Genomic DNA, 20,373 nt, shown 5'->3' on the forward strand with positions numbered 1-20,373 from the left:
ACTTTGCAAGCAGTAAACTAAAGAAAAACATGATATCTGTTCAGATTCATGTGAAACCAGTGCTTCTTTTCTTGTCATGAAAGTAGCTGACACTGGGATCCAGGTTGATGAAAGCACACTAGCATAGAAAGTGGTTACAATGTTTTCGATGAAGATTATATGGAAAACTGGATTCCAGTGTCAAGCACTGGAATGACACCCTCTATTATGCAAATTACCTGCTAATTGCAATGTTCGTACAGATGTGGGTCACGCGCTGGAATAACACCCTTGGTGGTAACAACTAAAGAAAAACATCAACTAGGTTTATATTCTATTACTACTGTTTTTGCAATCTTATCATAAAACGTTTGTTTGCGTTTATCAAATATTGCTAATACAAAAAGTAAAATTAATATTACAACAGGACACAAGAGACAACATAAGGCAATATAGTCAAATTGAGAATGTTCAAGGTAATAATAAGACAGCAGCCAAAATGGAAGAAAAATAATCCAAGAATAGTTTCTAAAAAAGCCTCTTATTATTACCTGTTTTAGAGTAACATTTGTAAATGTATTTGCACCTTTTATATATATATTTTTAGCAATAATTTTCCTGGAGTACCACCAAATTCTATTATCGTAAATACATAAAATATTAATTCCAATATCAACCCTATTACTTGTATAGCTACTGCTTTATCTAAAATCATTTCAGTTACATTGAGTGATAGAGAATATGCTAAAGTAAATCCAATGATAAATCCGATAACACACCCCATTCCCTGTACTAAAATATAATCGATTGCAAATGCAAAGATACGTCTTGTAATCCCTGCATAACTTATTTTAGTATCCATACACTTTCCATATTTTGCAATGCTATAACCAGTATAAAAGTTCATTATTAAATAACCGTAACTATACTAATTTGGGTAATATTAGCTACTTGTGTCACTCTATCATTTGAATTAACATTAAGTCATGTGTAATTAGGAAAGTTATGTCAACACCAATCACAGTTGCGTATGGTGACGGTATCGGACCAGAAATTATGGAAGCGGTGCTGTCGATATTGCGTGAAGCGAAAGCAGAGATCTCAATAGATATTATTGAAATAGGAGAGCGTGTTTATAGTAAGGAATGGTCTCATGGAATTTCTCCGAGTGGTTGGGAATCTATCGAAAGGACAAAGATATTACTCAAATCTCCAACAACAACCCCTCAAGGTAAAGGGCACAAAAGCTTAAACGTTGCGCTCAGAAAGAACTTAGGGCTGTATGCAAATATTAGACCATGCATTTCGTATCACCCTGTTATAGAAAATAAATTCGATAAATTTGATGTTGTTGTAATACGTGAAAATGAAGAAGACGTTTATACGGGAATAGAGCATAGGCTCACTGGTGATTCTTACCAATGCACTAAAATTATTACTAGATCTGGCTCAGAAAAAATATGCAGGTACGCTTTTGAATATGCGAAAAAACATAACAGAAAGAAAGTAACTTGCCTGACTAAAGACAACATAATGAAAATGACTGACGGCGCTTTTCATGCAGCGTTTGATCGTATTGCAAAAGAATATCCGGATATAAAGGCGGAACATTATATAGTTGATATTGGAATGGCACGTGTTGCCACAGAACCCGAGAATTTCGATGTTATAGTAACTGAAAATCTATATGGCGACATATTATCAGATATAGTGGCACAAACCTCAGGTTCTGTAGGGCTTGCAGGAAGTAGCAATATAGGTAATGAATATGCAATGTTTGAAGCGGTTCACGGCTCTGCTCCTGATATTGCAGGAAAAAACATAGCTAATCCTTCTGGTCTTTTAAATGCTGCAGTGCATATGTTGGTCTATATCGGTCAAGTGAGTACTGCAAAGCTAATTTACAATGCATGGTTAAAAACCTTAGAAGATGGAATACACACTGCTGATTTATATAAGGAGAAAAAGAGCAAGCAGAAAGTTGGGACAAAAGAATTTGCACAAGCTGTTATAGATAATCTAGGAAAGAAACCTGCAACATTAACTGAGCTTATAATTAGCAGTGATTTGGATAGTAAAATAAATAAAGTACAAGACCATTACGAACAAGATTACAAAGTTAAAAAGCTAGTGGGTAGTGATATAGCGCTTGCTTGGGACAAATCCAACAATTTTGATCAAATAGTAAGATTATTTGAATCGAGTAATCTGAAAATGATAGCAATATACTCAAAAGGACTTGCAATTTGGCCAGGAGGCTCAAAATCTTCAAGTGACCAAATAACCTGCAGGTTTATCGCAAATAATGAAAAGCAAGCTATTACAAATATTGATGTGAATAACTTGCTAATCAAACTTGAAGAAAATAGCTTTGACGTGGTGAGAATGGATAAATTGTATTTATATGATGGAAAAGAGGGTTTTTTCTCCTGATTATTGTTTAATGTTTTTGTGTTTGCGTAAAACACTAAATATGATATATTTATGTGAGGAATAGTAATGAGTCAACATTTTAAGTTAACTAATCAGGAGTTTCGTGATAATGCTAATCTGTTCGACATATTAGAAATAGAAGCTAAGCAAGTTGTAGACAAGAATTATGAAGAGCTTAGCGCAATTTTGAAGAAGCAGCATAAGAAGTTAATTCTTGTAAACCATCCTGACAAAGGTGGAGACAAAAATAGATTTGATCAGATTTATAAAGCTTATCAAGAGCTAAAAAAGTACATTGAACCTTTGGAGTCAGGAAATCCTTGTGTTAAAGTCAGTGTTGGTGCTGAAAGTAATGGACGTTTAACGGCAAGAGAGTTTCACTATAGGAGAAAGTTGTTTAACGAGCTAAAAATCAGTGAGGAAGAAGCTGTAGGTAAAGATTTTGATGGGTTGATTGCTATACTAAAAAGAAATGATTGTTCGTTTGGAGAAGACCTAAAAAGCTATAATGAACTTCAGGCTCAAATAGAGAGGATTTTGCTAAATCCAAATTTAGATAATTTTCAGAAGAGTGTACAAAGTGCAAAGTTAATGCAAGAGTTATATCAATATATAGCAAAGCCAAGCATACAATTATTCAATTATATTACTCCTCTAAAAGAAAAGAGAAGCCTAATTGAAGAAGATAAAAAGACATTAGCATTGAAATTTATAGAGCGCAAAAATGCTCTAATGTTAGTACCAAAAATAAGTTTTCTGCCTTTAGCTATATTAACTACAATTACTATAGGTTGCTATTTTTCATGGTGGATCATAGCACTTAATATCATTATTAATAACGCCTCTCGTTTATTAGTAGGTCATTATATGAAAAAGTATGCCAATTCAGAAATTTCTACTGATGAATTCATAAGTAAGATGAGCTATATCGAGCTAAGCAGTAAACTTCTTATCAACTATCCTTTAGCTGCTTTTTCTGTTTATTTAGTTACAATAAATTTCATTGCTAATGGATTAACTGTTGGTGGAGCTGTACTTGGTCCACTATTGTTATTGGCAGTATTAATTGAAGCATTAGCTCCTATTTTCTCAAAAGGCTGTGAAATATATGCTGACAAGCACACAAAAGATTTACTAGAAGAGGATCCAAGAGATAGAGTATAATGCACCCATTTGTCTAGACCATTTTTTTCAAAGTGATCCGATTTTTAAAATGAATATGTTGATAAATACGTCGACACACATTTAAAGTATTTATCAATATATTCATTTACTGTTTATGATAATAAAGATCAGCAGGAACTTTATAATGTAGAGTCTGATGTCGCCTTCTATAGTTATACCAAGCAACAAAATCATTTATTATAAGATTTAAATCTCTGATACTATTTGGTCTATAATAATATATAGCTTCTTGCTTTAAAGTTCTCCATAAGCGCTCAACAAATATATTGTCGAAGCAACGTCCTTTATGGTCCATACTGATTTTAATATTAGCACGCTCTAATTCCATAATAAAGTTGTAGCTAGTAAACTGCACCCCCTGATCACTATTAAAAATCTCAGGTTTACCTTGTTTTAGAGCTTCTTTGAGAGTATAAAGGCAAAATCCAGCATCGAGATATGGTGATAATGAATGAGCAATAATATAGCGACTATACAAGTCCATTATTGCCACAAAATAGATAAACTTACCTTCTACCATAATATATGTTATATCAGTAGCCCATACCTGATTAACTCTACAAATAATCAAATCTTTGAGTAAATAAGGATATATTTTATGCTTTTTTTCTTTAATACTTGTATTACATCTTTTTCTACAATACAGCCCACTAATCTTCATTTTTTTCATAATTCTTAAGATTTTTTTGTGATTGACTACTACTCCACTCGCTATGATTTCAGCAGTAATTTTACGATATCCATAACGGCAATCAGAAGCCAAATATACTTCTTGAATCAAATTTGCTACTTCACTTTCGTTATTAATTATAGGCCTATAATATAGGCTAGATCTGCAAATCCCCAATAAATCAGCCTGTTTCCTAATTGACAGATCAGAATCTTTTTCTATAAACCTTACTCTATCTTTTTTGCTTATTTCAGTAATTTTTTTTTCAAATAGCTATTTTCCACTGTCAATTCTCCTATTACTTTATGTAAACTTTCTATTTCTTGCGCTAAGATTCTTTGTTTTCTCGCACTTTCACTTTCTTCAACAAATAGGTCTTTTAACCTTGCCAATACTCTATCACGCCAATCATATAGATTTGTTGATGGTATTTTATATTCACTACATATCTCAGCTGTGCTTTTTTGATTTTTTATTGCTTCCAAAGCTATCTTTGCTTTTAACTCTGGTTCATATTTTTTTGTTGCCATACTTTTACCCCTTTACCTTCCTACTCGGATCAACCATTTTTTTTTGGTCTAGTTTATGGGGTGCATTATAGAGTGCAAAAGGAGACTGATCTGTTAGGACGGTATGATCCACAAAAACTGTTAATGCCAATTATCATGCCTCTTGTTAGAAAATGTTTTGCAGAAGTGGCAAGCGAGTTTGCTGAAAGGAATTTTGATGAGGTAAAAACTGATATGTCTGATGTTAATACTGAAGGACTACCTCATCCTCGAGCAATTGAATTTGCACAGCAAACAGTATAGTATAAGCTTTTAGCTCTATGCATGGACTCAAAAAAAGTAGAACTGATATTTGAAAAATTCAAGCAATCAAATCCTACGCCAAAAATAGAGCTAAATTATACCAATCATTTTACGTTATTAGTTGCAATAGTTCTGTCAGCGCGGACGACCGATATAAGTGTTAATAAAATTACAAAGGAGCTATTTAGTATCGCTGATACGCCAGAAAAAATGTTGAATCTTGGGCAAAGTGAGCTGAGAAAATGCATAAGCAGTATTGGTTTATATAATTCTAAAGCAAAAAATATAATCGGGCTCAGTAAAATATTGATTGAGAGGTACAATAGCAAAGTGCCTACTAATTTCGATGATTTGGTATCTTTACCAGGGGTTGGGAGAAAGAGCGCTAATGTATTCTTAAATTCAGGGCTTGGTATTCCAACATTGGCAGTTGATACTCACGTTTTTAGAGTGAGCAATAGAGTTGGGCTTGTGAAAGAAAAAGATGTACTTAAAACAGAGCAGTCTCTTTTAAATGTAGTGCCAAAAAAATACCTACTTTATGCTCATCATTGGCTAGTTTTACACGGTAGATACATTTGCAAGGCACAAAAACCTTTGTGTGAAGCGTGCACAATTCATGATTTATGTGAGTTTGAATGCAAGAGGTATAAAGTCTAGCACACTACTCCGATATTCCTTCCTTTTATCATTCAAGTTGGTTCCTTTATGATGACAGTTCCCAGATATTGGTTCTTTTTTTTCTAGATTCCAGTGTCAGCTACTTGAGTGACATGATGGAATATCATCAGGGTACTCTCCTTCTTGTCATCCCAGTGCTTGACACTGGGATCCAGCCTTTCTTACCAACAAAAACTTACCATAAGATGGCCTCTTTTGTGCTCAAAAATTTCTGAATTCCAGTGTCACGCATTGGGATGACGCCTAAGGGGCTACTCGCATGACACCCTCTTTTTAGCCCAAATCACAATGTTCGTACAGCTGTGAGCCACGCGCTGCTCTTTTAGTTACAAATATTAAGACATTAACTAATTTAAAAAAGACAAAAGAATCCCCGTATAGCGAGTTTTAATAATGTAAATTGATAATGTGCTAACAAGCGCGATTTGGCTGAATGTAGAAAAAATAAAAAGACATGCAGCCGCTATAATTTTATGTAATTTGCCAATAAATATCTGAGTTTTTTACTGAATTTTGTCATTGAATCTGCGCAGATCAAAAACAAGAATAAATACTCTTATTGTAAGAGTAAGGGAGTTGGCAAAATCTGTCAAGGAATTTTCTGTTGGCTAAGGTTGTGACAATAAAGTTAAGCGCTGCCAAAAACTATGGAAGAAGTCATTATAATTTGTATTATATCTTTATAAAATGGTTCGCATAAGTTATCTAGAAGTGCAACTAAACAAATACAAAAATCAAAGTGTTGCGGTTTTCGGCCTTGGTAAAACTGGTTTGTCTGTCATTAATGCCCTAACAAAAAGCAGTGCAAAAATATATGCATGGGATGATAATAAAGAGCAAATAGCAAATGCAAAAAAGATATATAAAGAGTGTAACTTTACTCATCCCAATGAGTATAATTGGCATGAGATAAGCACACTAATTTTGAGCCCTGGAGTGCCAACAGAGCCACATTGGATAGTAAAACTTGCAAGAAACTTTAACTGCAAAATAAAATCAGACATTGAGCTATTTCTTGAAACTAAAACTACAAGCCAGAAGGTTGTAGGCATCACTGGAACAAATGGCAAATCAACCACCACGTCATTAATAGGGCACATATTAAAATCCACAGGCAAAAAAGTAGCTATTGGCGGGAATTTAGGTGTGCCTATTTTGGATCTAGAAAGAGACGCAGAAATTTATGTAATTGAATTCTCCTCTTTTCAATTGGAGCTAATAAATAAAATTAATGTAGACATTTCTGTATTGCTCAACATCACACCAGACCACATAGATAGACATAGAAGTATGAATAACTACATAGCAACTAAATTAAAATTGATAAATGGTAGCAAGATTGCCGTGATAGGATGTGATAACAAAATTACCGCTGATGTATTCAATAAATTCACTGGGAACAAAATTCCAATTTCAGTAACATATTCCCTGGTGTCATTCCAGCGCATGACCAGAAAAGAAAAACCATTGCCAACTACTCAGATGATAGAGGGTAGTGCAAGAGATCTAATATCATTGGCAGATAACAATTTGCTTGATTATAGTGAACAGATTACTGGTATAGATCGAAATTATCTGGATCCCAGTGTCAGCTACTTGGATGACAAAAGGAGTGCTGAGATTCAGGAGATCTCGCTAAAACTAGAGAATCACAACTTATCAATGAGTGATATGAAAGTAAACCTAGTATCCAATGTAGAAAATATAGTAGCTGCGCACACCGTGTGTAAGTTACTTGGAGTAGATAGCAACACTATTGTCAATGAAATCAAATCCTTTCCAGGGCTAAGACACAGAAATGAATTCCTTGGCAAAATACATAATGTACTTTTTATCAACGATAGCAAAGCAACCAATGCAGAATCGACCGAAAAGGCAATTTTATCTTATAAAAACATATATTGGATTGTTGGCGGAAAAAGCAAAAAAGGCGGAATAGAATCATTAAGCAAGCATTTCACCAAGATTAGAAAAGCTTTTCTTATTGGAGAATCAACTGAAGTTTTTGCAAACATTATGGAGAACAAAATAGATTATATGAAGTGCTATAATCTAGAAAACGCATTTAAACTGGCTTTTGAAGAGGCCATAAATAGCAAAGAAGAAGTAGCGATATTACTTTCTCCTGCATGTTCTTCTTTTGATCAGTGGAAAAATTTTGAAGAACGCGGTGAAGCATTTTGCAGAATGTTTGAAAATCTCAGGTACAATTACATGTAGTGTTTAGTATAATGTTGTATGGAGCAAAAGTTAATAGTAGATGAACTGATTAAGGTTATCCCATTTGAAGGAATAAGTGATGCAACCTTATTAAAAGTATGCACGAACCTTAACTTAGCCAATAGTTTTTGTAAATTTCAAAATGGAATATATAGTGCTTTGGAGTACATAGCAGAAAACTTAAATAGCTCAATGGAAGCTGAACTAAGAAATTCCAATTTAGAAGATATGAAAGTGCGAGAGCGGGTAAAGTTAGCTATTCAAATACGCCTTTCAAACTACGCTAAGTTACCAAATTACAGAGAGTGTTTAAAAAATGTTTTATCATTCTCCATATTACCCCAAAATACATACTTTTCTAGTAAACTCTTGTACAAAACTGTGAGCACAATTTGGTACGGTATTTACGATCAATCAACAGATTTTAATTATTATACAAAAAGGGCAATATTAGCTGGAGTGTACTTAAGTACGATACTTTTTTTTATCAATGATTACTCAGAAGATTTTGTGGATACTCTCTCATTTCTTGACAGGCGTATCAACAATGTCATGACGTTTCAAAAATTCAAAACTCGCTTAAAAGGAATCATAAGAAACTTCTTATAAGCTTTCCATCATACTGGTTATTCATATTTACATTCTCTTGTTTTTTTGATCTTTATGTTAAAATAAGTTAATATTTATTAACAAAAAAATGAAAGTTATTTATCATACCATTGGTAATATCAAGCCAGAAGAAACTGCAAAACACGTGATAAACTTTTTTGGAGTACTTCAGTGTATCAAGGTTAATGCTCTTGGTAAAGATGCACCTAAGGAGCAAGAAAGTAAGTTAGTTAAGCATTATTTTGACTATCCTTATTTTTCTAGAATTATTAATCCAGAATTCTTTCAAAAAGAATTGAATGATGAAGAAAGAAAATTCAATAGGATAATATTATCATTATGGTTATGTTCTGCTATATTATCCACTGCTTCTATTATATCGTTATACTTGGCATACCAGAATCAAAAATCAAAAAAGGTGCTTATAGAGTTAGCTTTTGCATCAGTAGTGCTACCAATTTTGGCTACCATATGTGTTATTATACTTTGCTTATCGGTATTTTTTGATTTTGTTAAGAAAAGGTTTGTTATACATAGAATTAAAAGCTTTTTGGAAAATGAAGTCAGTCCTGAGTGGATCAAGTGTTATAAAAAAGAACTTATAGGTGAAGATCAGGAAATAGATGTAGAAGCTTGTGATCAAAAGTTGGAAAAAGATATGGAGGATATTATAGAGTTTCTTTTTGAGAAAAAGAAGATTATAGCACTATATAATTTTCTAACAAACGGTGAAAAGTTGGTTCAAGCTGGAATGGCAATGGTAAACATGTTACTTGTAAAAGGTGTGCATCCAAACGATATAATTTTGGATACTAATTCTCTTGGAGGAGGAGTTGCAGCAGAAGTTTTAAAAAGATTTGAAGATCAGGGTATTCATTTAACACTAATTCACAGCAATTCTTATAGTTCACTTAAGGATGCAGTCAGAGATTCTCCTCATAGTTTAGTTAAATGGCTTCCATTAATGCTCTTGAATCGTTGGTTCGGGCGCTGTGGATTAGATTTTAATCCACAAAAAGTTGTAGAGAATACAAAATGCCCTGTCTTAATTGCTGGCAGAAAAGGCGATACGGTGATTCCACAGGAAATACAGCTTGTTGGTAAACTTGAAGATCAATCCACCAAAAAAAGGCTAATAAGAAATATAGTGTTTGAACATGATCCTATAATGCACCCATTTGTCTAGACCATTTTTTTCAAAGTGATCCGATTTTTAAAATGAATATGTTGATAAATACGTCGACACACATTTAAAGTATTTATCAATATATTCATTTACTGTTTATGATAATAAAGATCAGCAGGAACTTTATAATGTAGAGTCTGATGTCGCCTTCTATAGTTATACCAAGCAACAAAATCATTTATTATAAGATTTAAATCTCTGATACTATAGTAGTTTCGAAAATGAATGATAAATTTTCATTACGAGATTACCCCCTAAAAGCTGCGAGTTTGTATGTTAGTGCACTATCATTTATTTTAGAAAACACTATATTTGGTCTATAATAATATATAGCTTCTTGCTTTAAAGTTCTCCATAAGCGCTCAACAAATATATTGTCGAAGCAACGTCCTTTATGGTCCATACTGATTTTAATATTAGCACGCTCTAATTCCATAATAAAGTTGTAGCTAGTAAACTGCACCCCCTGATCACTATTAAAAATCTCAGGTTTACCTTGTTTTAGAGCTTCTTTGAGAGTATAAAGGCAAAATCCAGCATCGAGATATGGTGATAATGAATGAGCAATAATATAGCGACTATACAAGTCCATTATTGCCACAAAATAGATAAACTTACCTTCTACCATAATATATGTTATATCAGTAGCCCATACCTGATTAACTCTACAAATAATCAAATCTTTGAGTAAATAAGGATATATTTTATGCTTTTTTTCTTTAATACTTGTATTACATCTTTTTCTACAATACAGCCCACTAATCTTCATTTTTTTCATAATTCTTAAGATTTTTTTGTGATTGACTACTACTCCACTCGCTATGATTTCAGCAGTAATTTTACGATATCCATAACGGCAATCAGAAGCCAAATATACTTCTTGAATCAAATTTGCTACTTCACTTTCGTTATTAATTATAGGCCTATAATATAGGCTAGATCTGCAAATCCCCAATAAATCAGCCTGTTTCCTAATTGACAGATCAGAATCTTTTTCTATAAACCTTACTCTATCTTTTTTGCTTATTTCAGTAATTTTTTTTTCAAATAGCTATTTTCCACTGTCAATTCTCCTATTACTTTATGTAAACTTTCTATTTCTTGCGCTAAGATTCTTTGTTTTCTCGCACTTTCACTTTCTTCAACAAATAGGTCTTTTAACCTTGCCAATACTCTATCACGCCAATCATATAGATTTGTTGATGGTATTTTATATTCACTACATATCTCAGCTGTGCTTTTTTGATTTTTTATTGCTTCCAAAGCTATCTTTGCTTTTAACTCTGGTTCATATTTTTTTGTTGCCATACTTTTACCCCTTTACCTTCCTACTCGGATCAACCATTTTTTTTTGGTCTAGTTTATGGGGTGCATTATACTATCGTAAGAATTCATATTTTGCACAGTCAGAGCGAGGGAATAGATTCCTTGAGCGGATAATTTCGCTGTATCTCACTTGGAGACAAAAAAAGTTAAATCCATTTTAAAACCTTCTATCTATTGTCTCTTAAGCCACACCTCTGAACGGATACGCAAAAGCTGCATTTTAAAGCTATCTGTAACTTTAGGGTGTAAACACTTACTAGCCACACTAAAGAACGCTTATAATGCCCTCTAAAACGCAAATAAAAGGCATCTTTAGTAAACTAACTAGTAAGTTTAACACATTTTTTACACTTTGCAAAGAAAATTTTTCAAAAAAGATTGAACAACTTATGGTGAGTATAAGGGGTTATGGAAACTATTATGGGAATACAACAATTTTTATCGCAAACCTCTGAGCAATTAATTGCAAAACTCTCAGAATGAAATTAGCAAATTGTAGAGGTAGCTCAAGGAAAAAAGTTTGAAGTTACTGCCATAGAAGAAGAAACAGAAGCTCGTAAAACTTGATTGCCCCTTAAAATGGAGACAAAGATCTAAATTTATTTATTTACGTCTCCAATTTTATCTAGTATAACGGAGACAAGGATTTATATTTCGTATTTTATGTCTCCATCATTTATTGGTAGGCAAACTGAGTTAAAACAACTACTGGAGCTTACAGAAAAAAATACTGCATCTTTTGTAGTAGTCAAAGGAAGGCGTCGTATAGGAAAAAGTCGTTTAATTCAAGAGTTTGGTAAGTATTTTGAACAATATTACTCCTTTATAGGTTTGCCACCAGAAAAGCATACTACAATGTCCTACCAACTTAATGAATTTTCTAGACAAGTTGCTAGACAATTTAATACATCTTTTGCTAGGTATGATGACTGGAGCGATTTACTATGGGCAGTTGGTGAACGTCTACTATCAGGAAAAACATTATTGCTGTTTGATGAAATTTCTTGGATGGGCTCAAAAGATCCAACCTTTTTAGGCAAAATAAAAAATTTTTGGGATACGCAGCTAAAAAATAATAACAAGCTAATTTTTGTTGTTTGTGGATCAGCTTCATCATGGATCGAGAAAAATATACTTAGTAGTACTGGCTTCGTAGGAAGAATATCGTTAACTTTAACACTCGGAGAATTATCACTTTCTGATTGCAACGAATTTTGGCCAAAAAATATTTCAGCATATGAAAAGTTTAAGGTGCTTGCAGTAACTGGCGGAATTCCAAAGTATTTAGAGGAGGTAAATTTTAAACATAGCGCTGAAGAAAATATTAAAAGGCTTTGTTTTACAAAAGGTGGGTTTTTAGTTGAAGAATTTAATCAAATATTCTCAGATTTATTCATGCGAAAAACTGCTTTTTATAAGCAAATAGTCAGAGCTCTTTCTACTGGAGCTAAAGAACAAGAAGAAATTTGTGCTACTTTAAATATCGTAAGACATGGACGCATTTCTGAGTATCTATATGAACTTGAGCTTGCTGGTTTTATAGCAAAGGATCATACTTGGAGTATAAAAACTGGTACTGATTCACGACTCAGGAGATACAGACTTCAAGATAATTATTTAAGGTTTTATCTAAAATATATCGAAAAAGATCTAGGAAAAATTAGTCGTGACACCTATTCTATAGGGTTCTTACCAGAGTGGTATACAATTATTGGGCTTCAATTTGAAAATTTGGTGCTGAACAATAGAAAGAGTATACATAATATCTTAGGAATTGATGGAATAATAAGCGAGAATCCATTTTTTCAGAAAAGAACGCGTAATAGTGCAGGTTGTCAAATTGATTATATGATTCAAACGAAGTTTAACACTCTCTACATTTGCGAGATCAAATTTTCAAAAGATAAAATTGGTCATTCAATAATACAAGAGGTACAAAAGAAAATAGATACACTAAATCGTCCAAAAGGCTTTTCATGTCGTCCAGTCCTTATCCACGTCAATGATGTAAGTGATGATGTTATAGATAGTGATTACTTTTCAAACATAATTGATTTTGGAGAATTGTTGAATTGTAAGTGATGTTTTTTCTGACTTTAAAAAATAATAGTTTCTACAGTTATTCTTAAGTTTATAGAGTTTGCTAACATTAGTATCTTTAGCTTTACAAGAAGGGAATGGAGCCAAAATAATCTCTCTACTACAATACCATTCTTTAAAACGTCTTTAGAGGGCTATTATAGCGTTATTGATGATTTAGATAGGTTTTGTATGTTTTTACCAAAAACTCATGTAATCTCTTTTCAGCTCAAGTAAAAAGTTGTTTCCAAAATGGAAAGGACTCAAATAGCGAAGATTTCTGTTGTAAAAGACATAATGCTCTTTTTAATTTCTTAGCTGTCTTAAAATTATTTTAACTTTTTTTCAGAAACTCCCGGAAAAAGTGGTCGGTATATATTAGTATAGGGGCATTGAATGTAGATGTGCTTCAAACACAAAAGTCGGCAAACGAACAGAGTAGAAAAGATTGAAGAAAGCAAAAGAAATTTAGGCTTTTACGTAATTGAGAATTTGTATTTTTTTTAGATAAGGCAAAAACTGTATTTTAAAGCTAGATGTGACTTTAGGGTAAAATACCAACCAAAGAACGCTTCTTTAAAACTTGATCACAAGCCTTGTCACAAATTTTACTTTTTCCATTGTAACATCTTTTACTTCTCTTCAACACAGTTAACGAACTACTTTTATCAGCACAGTGAAAGGGTTAATACGGTAGCCATAATCTTTACGCGATGATCCAGGCCAACCAACTGTTTGAATCACATCATTACGTTCGATGTTTAATCCTAACTTTTTAGCTAAGGTGGTTTTTATTGTTCTTTGGATTGTGTTTAGTGGTTTTCTGATGTGATGTTCTGGGTCTGCTTTTGGATCAAGATTTAGGCGTTTTTCTATTTCAGTTATGCTAAGCAACATGTGTTTTTCAGGAGGTAATTCTTTTTTACAATCATGCAAAAATTGTTCAAATAATATGCGAAAAACCTTCATACATGCTACAGCTTATAATGCACCCCATAAACTAGACCAAAAAAAAATGGTTGATCCGAGTAGGAAGGTAAAGGGGTAAAAGTATGGCAACAAAAAAATATGAACCAGAGTTAAAAGCAAAGATAGCTTTGGAAGCAATAAAAAATCAAAAAAGCACAGCTGAGATATGTAGTGAATATAAAATACCATCAACAAATCTATATGATTGGCGTGATAGAGTATTGGCAAGGTTAAAAGACCTATTTGTTGAAGAAAGTGAAAGTGCGAGAAAACAAAGAATCTTAGCGCAAGAAATAGAAAGTTTACATAAAGTAATAGGAGAATTGACAGTGGAAAATAGCTATTTGAAAAAAAAATTACTGAAATAAGCAAAAAAGATAGAGTAAGGTTTATAGAAAAAGATTCTGATCTGTCAATTAGGAAACAGGCTGATTTATTGGGGATTTGCAGATCTAGCCTATATTATAGGCCTATAATTAATAACGAAAGTGAAGTAGCAAATTTGATTCAAGAAGTATATTTGGCTTCTGATTGCCGTTATGGATATCGTAAAATTACTGCTGAAATCATAGCGAGTGGAGTAGTAGTCAATCACAAAAAAATCTTAAGAATTATGAAAAAAATGAAGATTAGTGGGCTGTATTGTAGAAAAAGATGTAATACAAGTATTAAAGAAAAAAAGCATAAAATATATCCTTATTTACTCAAAGATTTGATTATTTGTAGAGTTAATCAGGTATGGGCTACTGATATAACATATATTATGGTAGAAGGTAAGTTTATCTATTTTGTGGCAATAATGGACTTGTATAGTCGCTATATTATTGCTCATTCATTATCACCATATCTCGATGCTGGATTTTGCCTTTATACTCTCAAAGAAGCTCTAAAACAAGGTAAACCTGAGATTTTTAATAGTGATCAGGGGGTGCAGTTTACTAGCTACAACTTTATTATGGAATTAGAGCGTGCTAATATTAAAATCAGTATGGACCATAAAGGACGTTGCTTCGACAATATATTTGTTGAGCGCTTATGGAGAACTTTAAAGCAAGAAGCTATATATTATTATAGACCAAATAGTATCAGAGATTTAAATCTTATAATAAATGATTTTGTTGCTTGGTATAACTATAGAAGGCGACATCAGACTCTACATTATAAAGTTCCTGCTGATCTTTATTATCATAAACAGTAAATGAATATATTGATAAATACTTTAAATGTGTGTCGACGTATTTATCAACATATTCATTTTAAAAATCGGATCACTTTGAAAAAAATGGTCTAGACAAATGGGTGCATTATAATCTTCTTCAGAAGATGAATACTTAGGATTTGTAAATGAAGATAATTGTAAAGAAAAATCTGGAATAAATAAGATGCTTGCTTGGAAAAATGGGGATGTAAGGTTGCGGATTAATAAACAATCAAAACAGGGATTTTATTTAAATCGAAATAAGATTCCTATACTAATAAAATCTCAAATTAACAAATTTGGCTACCTCGAATTAGTAGATAAAAATACTGATCAAGTTCTGGTTTCCCTTCAGAAAAATTAGTTTTTACTACTCATAGAAACTATATACTTACTATTTTGATAAACCTCAAGCTTTCTAAGTTATTCTTGTTGCATGGTAAAAAATAAACTAAAAATAAGCAAAGTGTTTTACAAAATGATATTACGTAATTTATTGTTTTTACTGCCGCCTGAAATCGCTCACTCCTTGGTAATAACGGCGTTAAAAAAGATGCCCTGTAGGAAACCTATAGAACTACCTAAGTCTTTAAATGTAAACTTTTTTGGTAATAAAATTAGGAATCCTGTAGGTCTTGCTGCAGGTTTTGATAAAAATGCGGAAGTTGTAAAGCCGATGCTCTCATTTGGTTTTGGATTTATTGAGGCTGGTACTGTAACTAAACATCCCCAATATGGAAACAAAAAACCGAGAATTTTTCGATTAATTAAAGATGAAGGAATAATTAATAGATTGGGATTTAATAATAAAGGAGTAGACTATTTTCTTAAACAGATAAGTAAAACTAAACTTGGTGATTGTATTTTTGGTATAAATATAGGAAGAAACAGTACATCAAAGGACCAAATCAGCGATTATGTTGACTTAATAAAGATAGTATATGGAAAGAGCAATTATATAGTACTGAACATCTCATCCCCAAACACACCTAACTTGCGCGATTTGCACAATAAACAAGAATTATCCAAATTGTTGAAATCTATCACTCTAACCCGGAAATCAATCGATAGCTCTGAATCCATACCGATAATATTAAAAATTTCTCCAGATATAGATCAGCAAACAAAAGAAAATATCGCTGAGCTTACACTAGAATATAAAATTGACGGCTTAATAGTAAGCAACACTACGATAAGTCGAGATTCTTACTATAATGAGAGTGGTGGGTTGAGCGGCAGACCATTGTTTCAACTTTCAACCGAGTTATTGAGTGATATGTACAAGCTTACTAAGAGCAGGATTCTATTGATAGGATGTGGGGGAGTTTCAAGTGGTATTGACGCATATGAAAAAATAAAGGCAGGAGCCTCTTTAGTACAACTGTACACTGCTCTCGTATATCAGGGGCATCAAGTTGTGAACAAAATCAATCTGGAGCTTGCAGAATTGGTAAAAAGAGATGGATTTAGTAACATTACTGAAGCAGTGGGTTGTATACATTAATTTTGGAAGTTATTGATATTGTTTTAGTAAAGTAGAGCTAACTTTTTAGTGTAAAGGTATGATAGGGAGTGCTTTTCTTTTGAATGATGAACATGAAAGTTTTGAACGATATAATATCTAAAGTTATTAATTATAAATTTACAGATCATGCAATATTAGAAGAGGCATTAACCCATCCAAGCGTAAATAAAAGGAATAGCGAAGACCAGATCGTAAGCTACGAAAGGCTAGAGTTTTTGGGCGATAGTATTTTGAACATGGTTGTATCTGCTATGCTGTTTAAAATGTTTCCTGAAGAAAAAGAAGGAGCATTGGCAAAAAGAAAAACGGATCTAGTTTGTGGCAGTACCATTGCTAATGTTGCTAAAGAAATAGAGTTAGGTAACTTTATCATAATGAATAATAGTGAACGTTGCAACGGAGGGAAATGTAACTTAAAAAATTTAGAAAATTCGCTTGAGGCACTAATAGGTGCAATTTATATTGACGGTGGACTTGAGAGTGTTGAAAAATTTATTATCCAACATTGGGAAAAGCTAGCTAAAGACATCCTCGATCCTCCTCAAGATCCTAAAACTTCACTGCAAGAATGGACTCAGAGAAATAAATTACCTTTACCAAAGTATGAGCTTGTAAAACAAACTGGACCAGCACACAATCCTGAATTTACTATATCAGTTTGCATAGAGAGTTATGACAAAGTTTCTGCATGCGCTCCTAGTAAGAAAATTGCTGAACAAAAAGCTGCTGAGTTGATCCTAGAAAAAATTAAAAAAACGACTTAGTTTAATCAAAACAGCCGTTAGCATAAATTTAAAGTAAGCTAAGCTCTTTAGTTCAGCTTACATATTTTTTTATCTCAGCCAGAATCTTATCAGATTGACTTTCATCTGAATTTAAATCAGCTACAAAGTGTGTGACATATTTTCCTTCAGGGCCGATAAGGTATATTATTGAAGAATGGTTAATTTCCTCTTCTCCACCTACTTTGTTTGCATATACTTTATACTTTGCAACTACTTCATCTATTTTTTGTCTTTCACCAGTTAGCATTTGTATTCTATGGTCAAATTGCTGCTGAAATTCTTTAAGCCTTTCTATATTATCGCGCTCAGGATCAACTGTGATAAAAAATGTTTGTATCTTATTGTCAGTTTTCTTATCTAACTTTGCAAGTGTTTCTGAAATTATTCCGAGGTTCATAGGGCAAATTCTTTTGCATGAGGAAAATCCGAAAAAAATCATCATATACTTATTTTTAAAATCACTACTGCGTACTGTTTGTCCGTCTTGATTAATCAAAGAAAAATCCCCACCTATTTTAATTTCTGTATTTTGTGAAACAAATATGCCTTGCTTGGTAAAATAACAATAACCTAAGAAGACAGCTGCTACTATTATTAATAAACCAGACAATAACCTTATGAATTTTACCATTAAAGCGTTTCCAATAAAATTAAATCATATCTTGATTAGCTGATTGATTCAACATATTCCTTCCAAAGTGGATTGTTAATTTTATCTAACAATTTCTTATGCTCATCAATTTCTTCGCTGCTTGGTGAATGTTCTCTGCGAGCTAAATTTCGCACTTTATGCTGAATAAACGTAGAGCTATTGTCCTGATCACATTTACTATTAAACAAAAAGGTTTGCAATCCTCCTGTAAGCTCAACGTAGACCTTTGCAAGCAATTGAGCATCAACTAATGCTCCGTGCAACTCTCTACCTTCCAGCGATATGTCAAAACGTTTACATAATGCATTTAAAGAAGCAGGTGATCCTACAAACTTTTTTCTTGCAAGCGGCAATGTATCTAGCACTCTATCTGAGGAAATTAACCTAGCATTTAACTTGCCTAACTCCATATTAAGGAACTTAACATCGAATTCAGCATTATGAATCACCAAAATGTCATTAGATATGAAGTCGAGAAATTCAAATGCAACATCTGAAAATAGTGGTTTATCCTCTAAAAACTCCTCACTAATACCATGAATCTTAAATGAGTGGTAAGGTACATCTCTTTCTGGATTAAGATATCGATGAAATGTTTTACCTGTTGGAACACGATTAATTAGTTCTACACATCCTATCTCGATAATTCGATGGCCAGACTCAGTGTCAAGACCTGTAGTTTCAGTATCAAGTACTATTTCTCGTAGCCTACTTTCCATCGGTGTAACTAATCTTACTTGTCATTTGCTGTTAAATTTTTATCGGTACTTGCCTTCTTGTAGTTAATGGAAACAAGCAACCAGGTTGGATCTGATGAATTAATATTTTTTTTGAATTGCCATACATCCTCAACTTTGTTAATAGTAGACATACTACCTGATATGATATCTCCTTCATTATTCTTAACGAAGTTAATTTGCTCTGAAAGGAAATATACTGCAATAAATATTACGTTTTTTACTAGCTTTATTTCTAAGATCTTTTGTGAAACGATAGAAACAATTATAGACTCGTGTATCTCTTTACGATGCTTAATCTTATCCACAAAGCTGTTATACAAATCTTTGTCCAGAAGGGATTTTAATTGAGGTAAATTCCCTTGGTTAAAATATTTAATTATTAATTCAAAAGCTATGCTTGAACCTTCTATAAAATTGGAAATAGAGAACTCTCTGTTTTTTTGTAATATTTGTTTATAAGTAGCTTCTATTGAACTTTTGTCGTTGCTATAAATATAATCTTCGATATTTTCTACCACATCCTCTTTACTTTGACTTGCATCCAATACAACTGTTAGCTTTTTTAGGTTGAGACTGGCTGATCTTCCTAAAGAATTGTATAAGCGTGAAAAAATAAACGCCGCTAGTAAAGCATATATTACAAGCTCTATCATGGTAACTTAACCCCTTGGTATATAAAGTATCTAAATATTATTAATTATTGATAAAAATATGTTTTGCATATTAGCCTATAGTTAGGTTTGCTATTCGTTTATAAATGAATATATTATATAAGAAAGTATTAAATATCTCAACTTAATTAAAGGAGAAGTAAGAAATGTTACAACACAAAATGAAAATTCATGGTCAGTATGTCAAAGATCTTTCGTTTGAGAATCCAAATTCGCCATTCCTTCCTTCTAGTAAAGCTCCCGATATTAATGTAACGGTTAATATTAATTCAGCAAAATTAGAAGGAACGGAAAGCAAAGAAGGAATAAATGAAGAAAAACCTTTTCATGAAATTACTTTGCATATAGAAGTCAAAGCGACGGTAAAAGATGAAGATATAAAAAATGGTATAGCTTTCATTTGTGAGATAAAGTATTGTGGTATTTTTTCAATAGAAAATTTGAAAGAGTTGAGTAAAGAGGAAGTAAGACAAGCTTTGTTTATTGGCGGGCCTACTTTTCTTTTTCCTTTTGCAAGAGAAGTAATTGCAAGAACTACAAGTAGTGGTGGGTTTCCTCCACTTATGCTAGATCCTATAGATTTTGAAACTATGTATCAGCAGCAAAGTCAACAACAAAAAAGTAGCGTTAGTAATTCCAATTTTAACTAATAC

The 20,373-nt window shown here is 32.6% G+C and carries 15 protein-coding genes and 6 pseudogenes; 13 read left to right on the plus strand and 8 right to left on the minus strand.

Features of this window, described 5'->3' with window-relative positions; all coding sequences use genetic code 11:
• Nucleotides 1–156 precede the first annotated feature (156 nt).
• Nucleotides 157–222, plus strand: a pseudogene (locus OOK99_RS07180) (WPE palindromic element domain-containing protein); the annotation flags it as partial.
• A gap of 346 nt (nucleotides 223–568) precedes the next feature.
• Here OOK99_RS07180 and OOK99_RS05005 read toward each other — a convergent pair.
• Nucleotides 569–841: an RDD family protein gene (locus tag OOK99_RS05005; RefSeq protein WP_264719587.1), complete on the minus strand. Its 273-nt coding sequence runs from the start codon at nucleotides 839–841 to the stop codon at nucleotides 569–571.
• Nucleotides 842–984: 143 nt separating this feature from the next.
• Here OOK99_RS05005 and icd point away from each other — a divergent pair, with 143 nt between their 5' ends.
• Together icd and OOK99_RS05015 are read left to right on the plus strand one after the other, a co-directional pair.
• A complete protein-coding gene (icd, locus tag OOK99_RS05010; protein WP_264719588.1) occupies nucleotides 985–2,412 on the plus strand; it encodes an isocitrate dehydrogenase in 1,428 nt (475 codons plus the stop codon).
• A 66-nt stretch (nucleotides 2,413–2,478) separates the two neighbouring features.
• Nucleotides 2,479–3,573: pseudogene (locus OOK99_RS05015) on the plus strand (molecular chaperone DnaJ); the annotation flags it as partial.
• Between the two features lie 109 nt (nucleotides 3,574–3,682).
• Here the strand turns inward: OOK99_RS05015 and OOK99_RS05020 are convergent.
• Nucleotides 3,683–4,797 (minus strand): IS3-like element ISWpi17 family transposase gene (locus OOK99_RS05020; protein WP_214303219.1). Its coding sequence is split into 2 segments (ribosomal slippage): nucleotides 3,683–4,524 and nucleotides 4,524–4,797, totalling 1,116 coding nucleotides; the frame shifts between segments, so codons are not numbered across the junction.
• A 69-nt stretch (nucleotides 4,798–4,866) separates the two neighbouring features.
• On the opposite strand from OOK99_RS05020, the pseudogene OOK99_RS05025 reads away from it, so the two are divergent.
• The 5 genes and pseudogenes from OOK99_RS05025 to OOK99_RS05045 form a co-directional block, all read left to right on the plus strand.
• Nucleotides 4,867–5,079 (plus strand): annotated as a pseudogene (locus OOK99_RS05025) (molecular chaperone DnaJ); the annotation flags it as partial.
• Nucleotides 5,080–5,100: 21 nt separating this feature from the next.
• Nucleotides 5,101–5,739, plus strand: a complete 639-nt coding sequence (gene nth / locus OOK99_RS05030; RefSeq protein ID WP_264719592.1) for an endonuclease III — start codon at nucleotides 5,101–5,103, stop codon at nucleotides 5,737–5,739.
• A 708-nt stretch (nucleotides 5,740–6,447) separates the two neighbouring features.
• Nucleotides 6,448–7,980, plus strand: coding sequence for a Mur ligase family protein (locus tag OOK99_RS05035; RefSeq protein ID WP_264719593.1), 1,533 nt, complete (start codon nucleotides 6,448–6,450; stop codon nucleotides 7,978–7,980).
• Nucleotides 7,981–7,998: 18 nt separating this feature from the next.
• A complete protein-coding gene (locus tag OOK99_RS05040; RefSeq protein WP_264719595.1) occupies nucleotides 7,999–8,589 on the plus strand; it encodes a COQ9 family protein in 591 nt (196 codons plus the stop codon).
• 88 nt (nucleotides 8,590–8,677) lie between these two features.
• A pseudogene (locus OOK99_RS05045) lies at nucleotides 8,678–9,754 on the plus strand (alpha/beta hydrolase family protein); the annotation flags it as partial.
• A 110-nt stretch (nucleotides 9,755–9,864) separates the two neighbouring features.
• Here OOK99_RS05045 and OOK99_RS05050 read toward each other — a convergent pair.
• Nucleotides 9,865–9,981, minus strand: a pseudogene (locus tag OOK99_RS05050) (IS3 family transposase); the annotation flags it as partial.
• Nucleotides 9,982–10,085: 104 nt separating this feature from the next.
• Nucleotides 10,086–11,083 (minus strand): annotated as a pseudogene (locus OOK99_RS05055) (IS3 family transposase); the annotation flags it as partial.
• 681 nt (nucleotides 11,084–11,764) lie between these two features.
• Between OOK99_RS05055 and OOK99_RS05060 the strand changes: the two are divergent.
• A complete protein-coding gene (locus OOK99_RS05060) occupies nucleotides 11,765–13,183 on the plus strand; it encodes an AAA family ATPase (protein WP_264719599.1) in 1,419 nt (472 codons plus the stop codon).
• 648 nt (nucleotides 13,184–13,831) lie between these two features.
• Here OOK99_RS05060 and OOK99_RS05065 read toward each other — a convergent pair.
• Nucleotides 13,832–14,149 carry a hypothetical protein gene (locus OOK99_RS05065; protein WP_264719600.1) on the minus strand — a complete coding sequence of 106 codons (318 nt, stop codon included), beginning with the start codon at nucleotides 14,147–14,149 and terminating at the stop codon, nucleotides 13,832–13,834.
• Nucleotides 14,150–14,232: 83 nt separating this feature from the next.
• Between OOK99_RS05065 and OOK99_RS05070 the strand changes: the two genes are divergently transcribed.
• From OOK99_RS05070 to rnc, 3 genes are all read left to right on the plus strand, one after another.
• A protein-coding gene (locus tag OOK99_RS05070) for an IS3-like element ISWpi17 family transposase (protein WP_214303219.1) occupies nucleotides 14,233–15,347 on the plus strand; the annotation gives its coding sequence in 2 pieces (ribosomal slippage) (nucleotides 14,233–14,506 and nucleotides 14,506–15,347; 1,116 coding nt in all).
• A gap of 436 nt (nucleotides 15,348–15,783) precedes the next feature.
• Entirely contained in the window at nucleotides 15,784–16,851 is a 1,068-nt protein-coding gene (locus OOK99_RS05075; protein ID WP_264719601.1) for a quinone-dependent dihydroorotate dehydrogenase, read from the plus strand.
• Between the two features lie 92 nt (nucleotides 16,852–16,943).
• The gene (gene rnc / locus OOK99_RS05080) at nucleotides 16,944–17,636 is read left to right on the plus strand and encodes a ribonuclease III (RefSeq protein WP_026092689.1); all 693 of its coding nucleotides are present in this window, start codon (nucleotides 16,944–16,946) and stop codon (nucleotides 17,634–17,636) included.
• Between the two features lie 52 nt (nucleotides 17,637–17,688).
• Here rnc and OOK99_RS05085 read toward each other — a convergent pair whose 3' ends face one another.
• The 3 genes from OOK99_RS05085 to OOK99_RS05095 are packed head-to-tail and all read right to left on the minus strand — an operon-like array spanning nucleotide 17,689 to nucleotide 19,702.
• Complete coding sequence (locus tag OOK99_RS05085; RefSeq protein WP_264336827.1) at nucleotides 17,689–18,288, minus strand: SCO family protein; 600 nt, start codon at nucleotides 18,286–18,288, stop codon at nucleotides 17,689–17,691.
• Nucleotides 18,289–18,323: 35 nt separating this feature from the next.
• Nucleotides 18,324–19,028, minus strand: a complete 705-nt coding sequence (gene dnaQ / locus OOK99_RS05090; RefSeq protein ID WP_264719603.1) for a DNA polymerase III subunit epsilon — start codon at nucleotides 19,026–19,028, stop codon at nucleotides 18,324–18,326.
• Nucleotides 19,029–19,042: 14 nt separating this feature from the next.
• Nucleotides 19,043–19,702, minus strand: a complete 660-nt coding sequence (locus OOK99_RS05095) for a Tim44/TimA family putative adaptor protein (RefSeq protein WP_010404363.1) — start codon at nucleotides 19,700–19,702, stop codon at nucleotides 19,043–19,045.
• 164 nt (nucleotides 19,703–19,866) lie between these two features.
• Here OOK99_RS05095 and secB point away from each other — a divergent pair, with 164 nt between their 5' ends.
• A complete protein-coding gene (secB, locus tag OOK99_RS05100; RefSeq protein ID WP_264719604.1) occupies nucleotides 19,867–20,370 on the plus strand; it encodes a protein-export chaperone SecB in 504 nt (167 codons plus the stop codon).
• Nucleotides 20,371–20,373 lie beyond the last annotated feature (3 nt).

Origin of the sequence: Wolbachia endosymbiont (group B) of Eucosma cana, assembly GCF_947250645.1 — a bacterium.
Lineage (GTDB): Bacteria > Pseudomonadota > Alphaproteobacteria > Rickettsiales > Anaplasmataceae > Wolbachia.

Excerpts from the sequence above, each read along its gene's own strand:
- OOK99_RS05005 (WP_264719587.1), bottom strand. The coding sequence starts at position 841 with ATGGATACTAAAATAAGTTATGCAGGGATTACAAGACGTATCTTTGCA.
- icd (WP_264719588.1), top strand. The coding sequence starts at position 985 with ATGTCAACACCAATCACAGTTGCGTATGGTGACGGTATCGGACCAGAA.
- nth (WP_264719592.1), top strand. The coding sequence starts at position 5,101 with ATGGACTCAAAAAAAGTAGAACTGATATTTGAAAAATTCAAGCAATCA.
- OOK99_RS05035 (WP_264719593.1), top strand. The coding sequence starts at position 6,448 with ATGGTTCGCATAAGTTATCTAGAAGTGCAACTAAACAAATACAAAAAT.
- OOK99_RS05040 (WP_264719595.1), top strand. The coding sequence starts at position 7,999 with ATGGAGCAAAAGTTAATAGTAGATGAACTGATTAAGGTTATCCCATTT.
- OOK99_RS05060 (WP_264719599.1), top strand. The coding sequence starts at position 11,765 with ATGTCTCCATCATTTATTGGTAGGCAAACTGAGTTAAAACAACTACTG.
- OOK99_RS05065 (WP_264719600.1), bottom strand. The coding sequence starts at position 14,149 with ATGAAGGTTTTTCGCATATTATTTGAACAATTTTTGCATGATTGTAAA.
- OOK99_RS05075 (WP_264719601.1), top strand. The coding sequence starts at position 15,784 with ATGGTAAAAAATAAACTAAAAATAAGCAAAGTGTTTTACAAAATGATA.
- rnc (WP_026092689.1), top strand. The coding sequence starts at position 16,944 with ATGAAAGTTTTGAACGATATAATATCTAAAGTTATTAATTATAAATTT.
- OOK99_RS05085 (WP_264336827.1), bottom strand. The coding sequence starts at position 18,288 with ATGGTAAAATTCATAAGGTTATTGTCTGGTTTATTAATAATAGTAGCA.
- dnaQ (WP_264719603.1), bottom strand. The coding sequence starts at position 19,028 with ATGGAAAGTAGGCTACGAGAAATAGTACTTGATACTGAAACTACAGGT.
- OOK99_RS05095 (WP_010404363.1), bottom strand. The coding sequence starts at position 19,702 with ATGATAGAGCTTGTAATATATGCTTTACTAGCGGCGTTTATTTTTTCA.
- secB (WP_264719604.1), top strand. The coding sequence starts at position 19,867 with ATGTTACAACACAAAATGAAAATTCATGGTCAGTATGTCAAAGATCTT.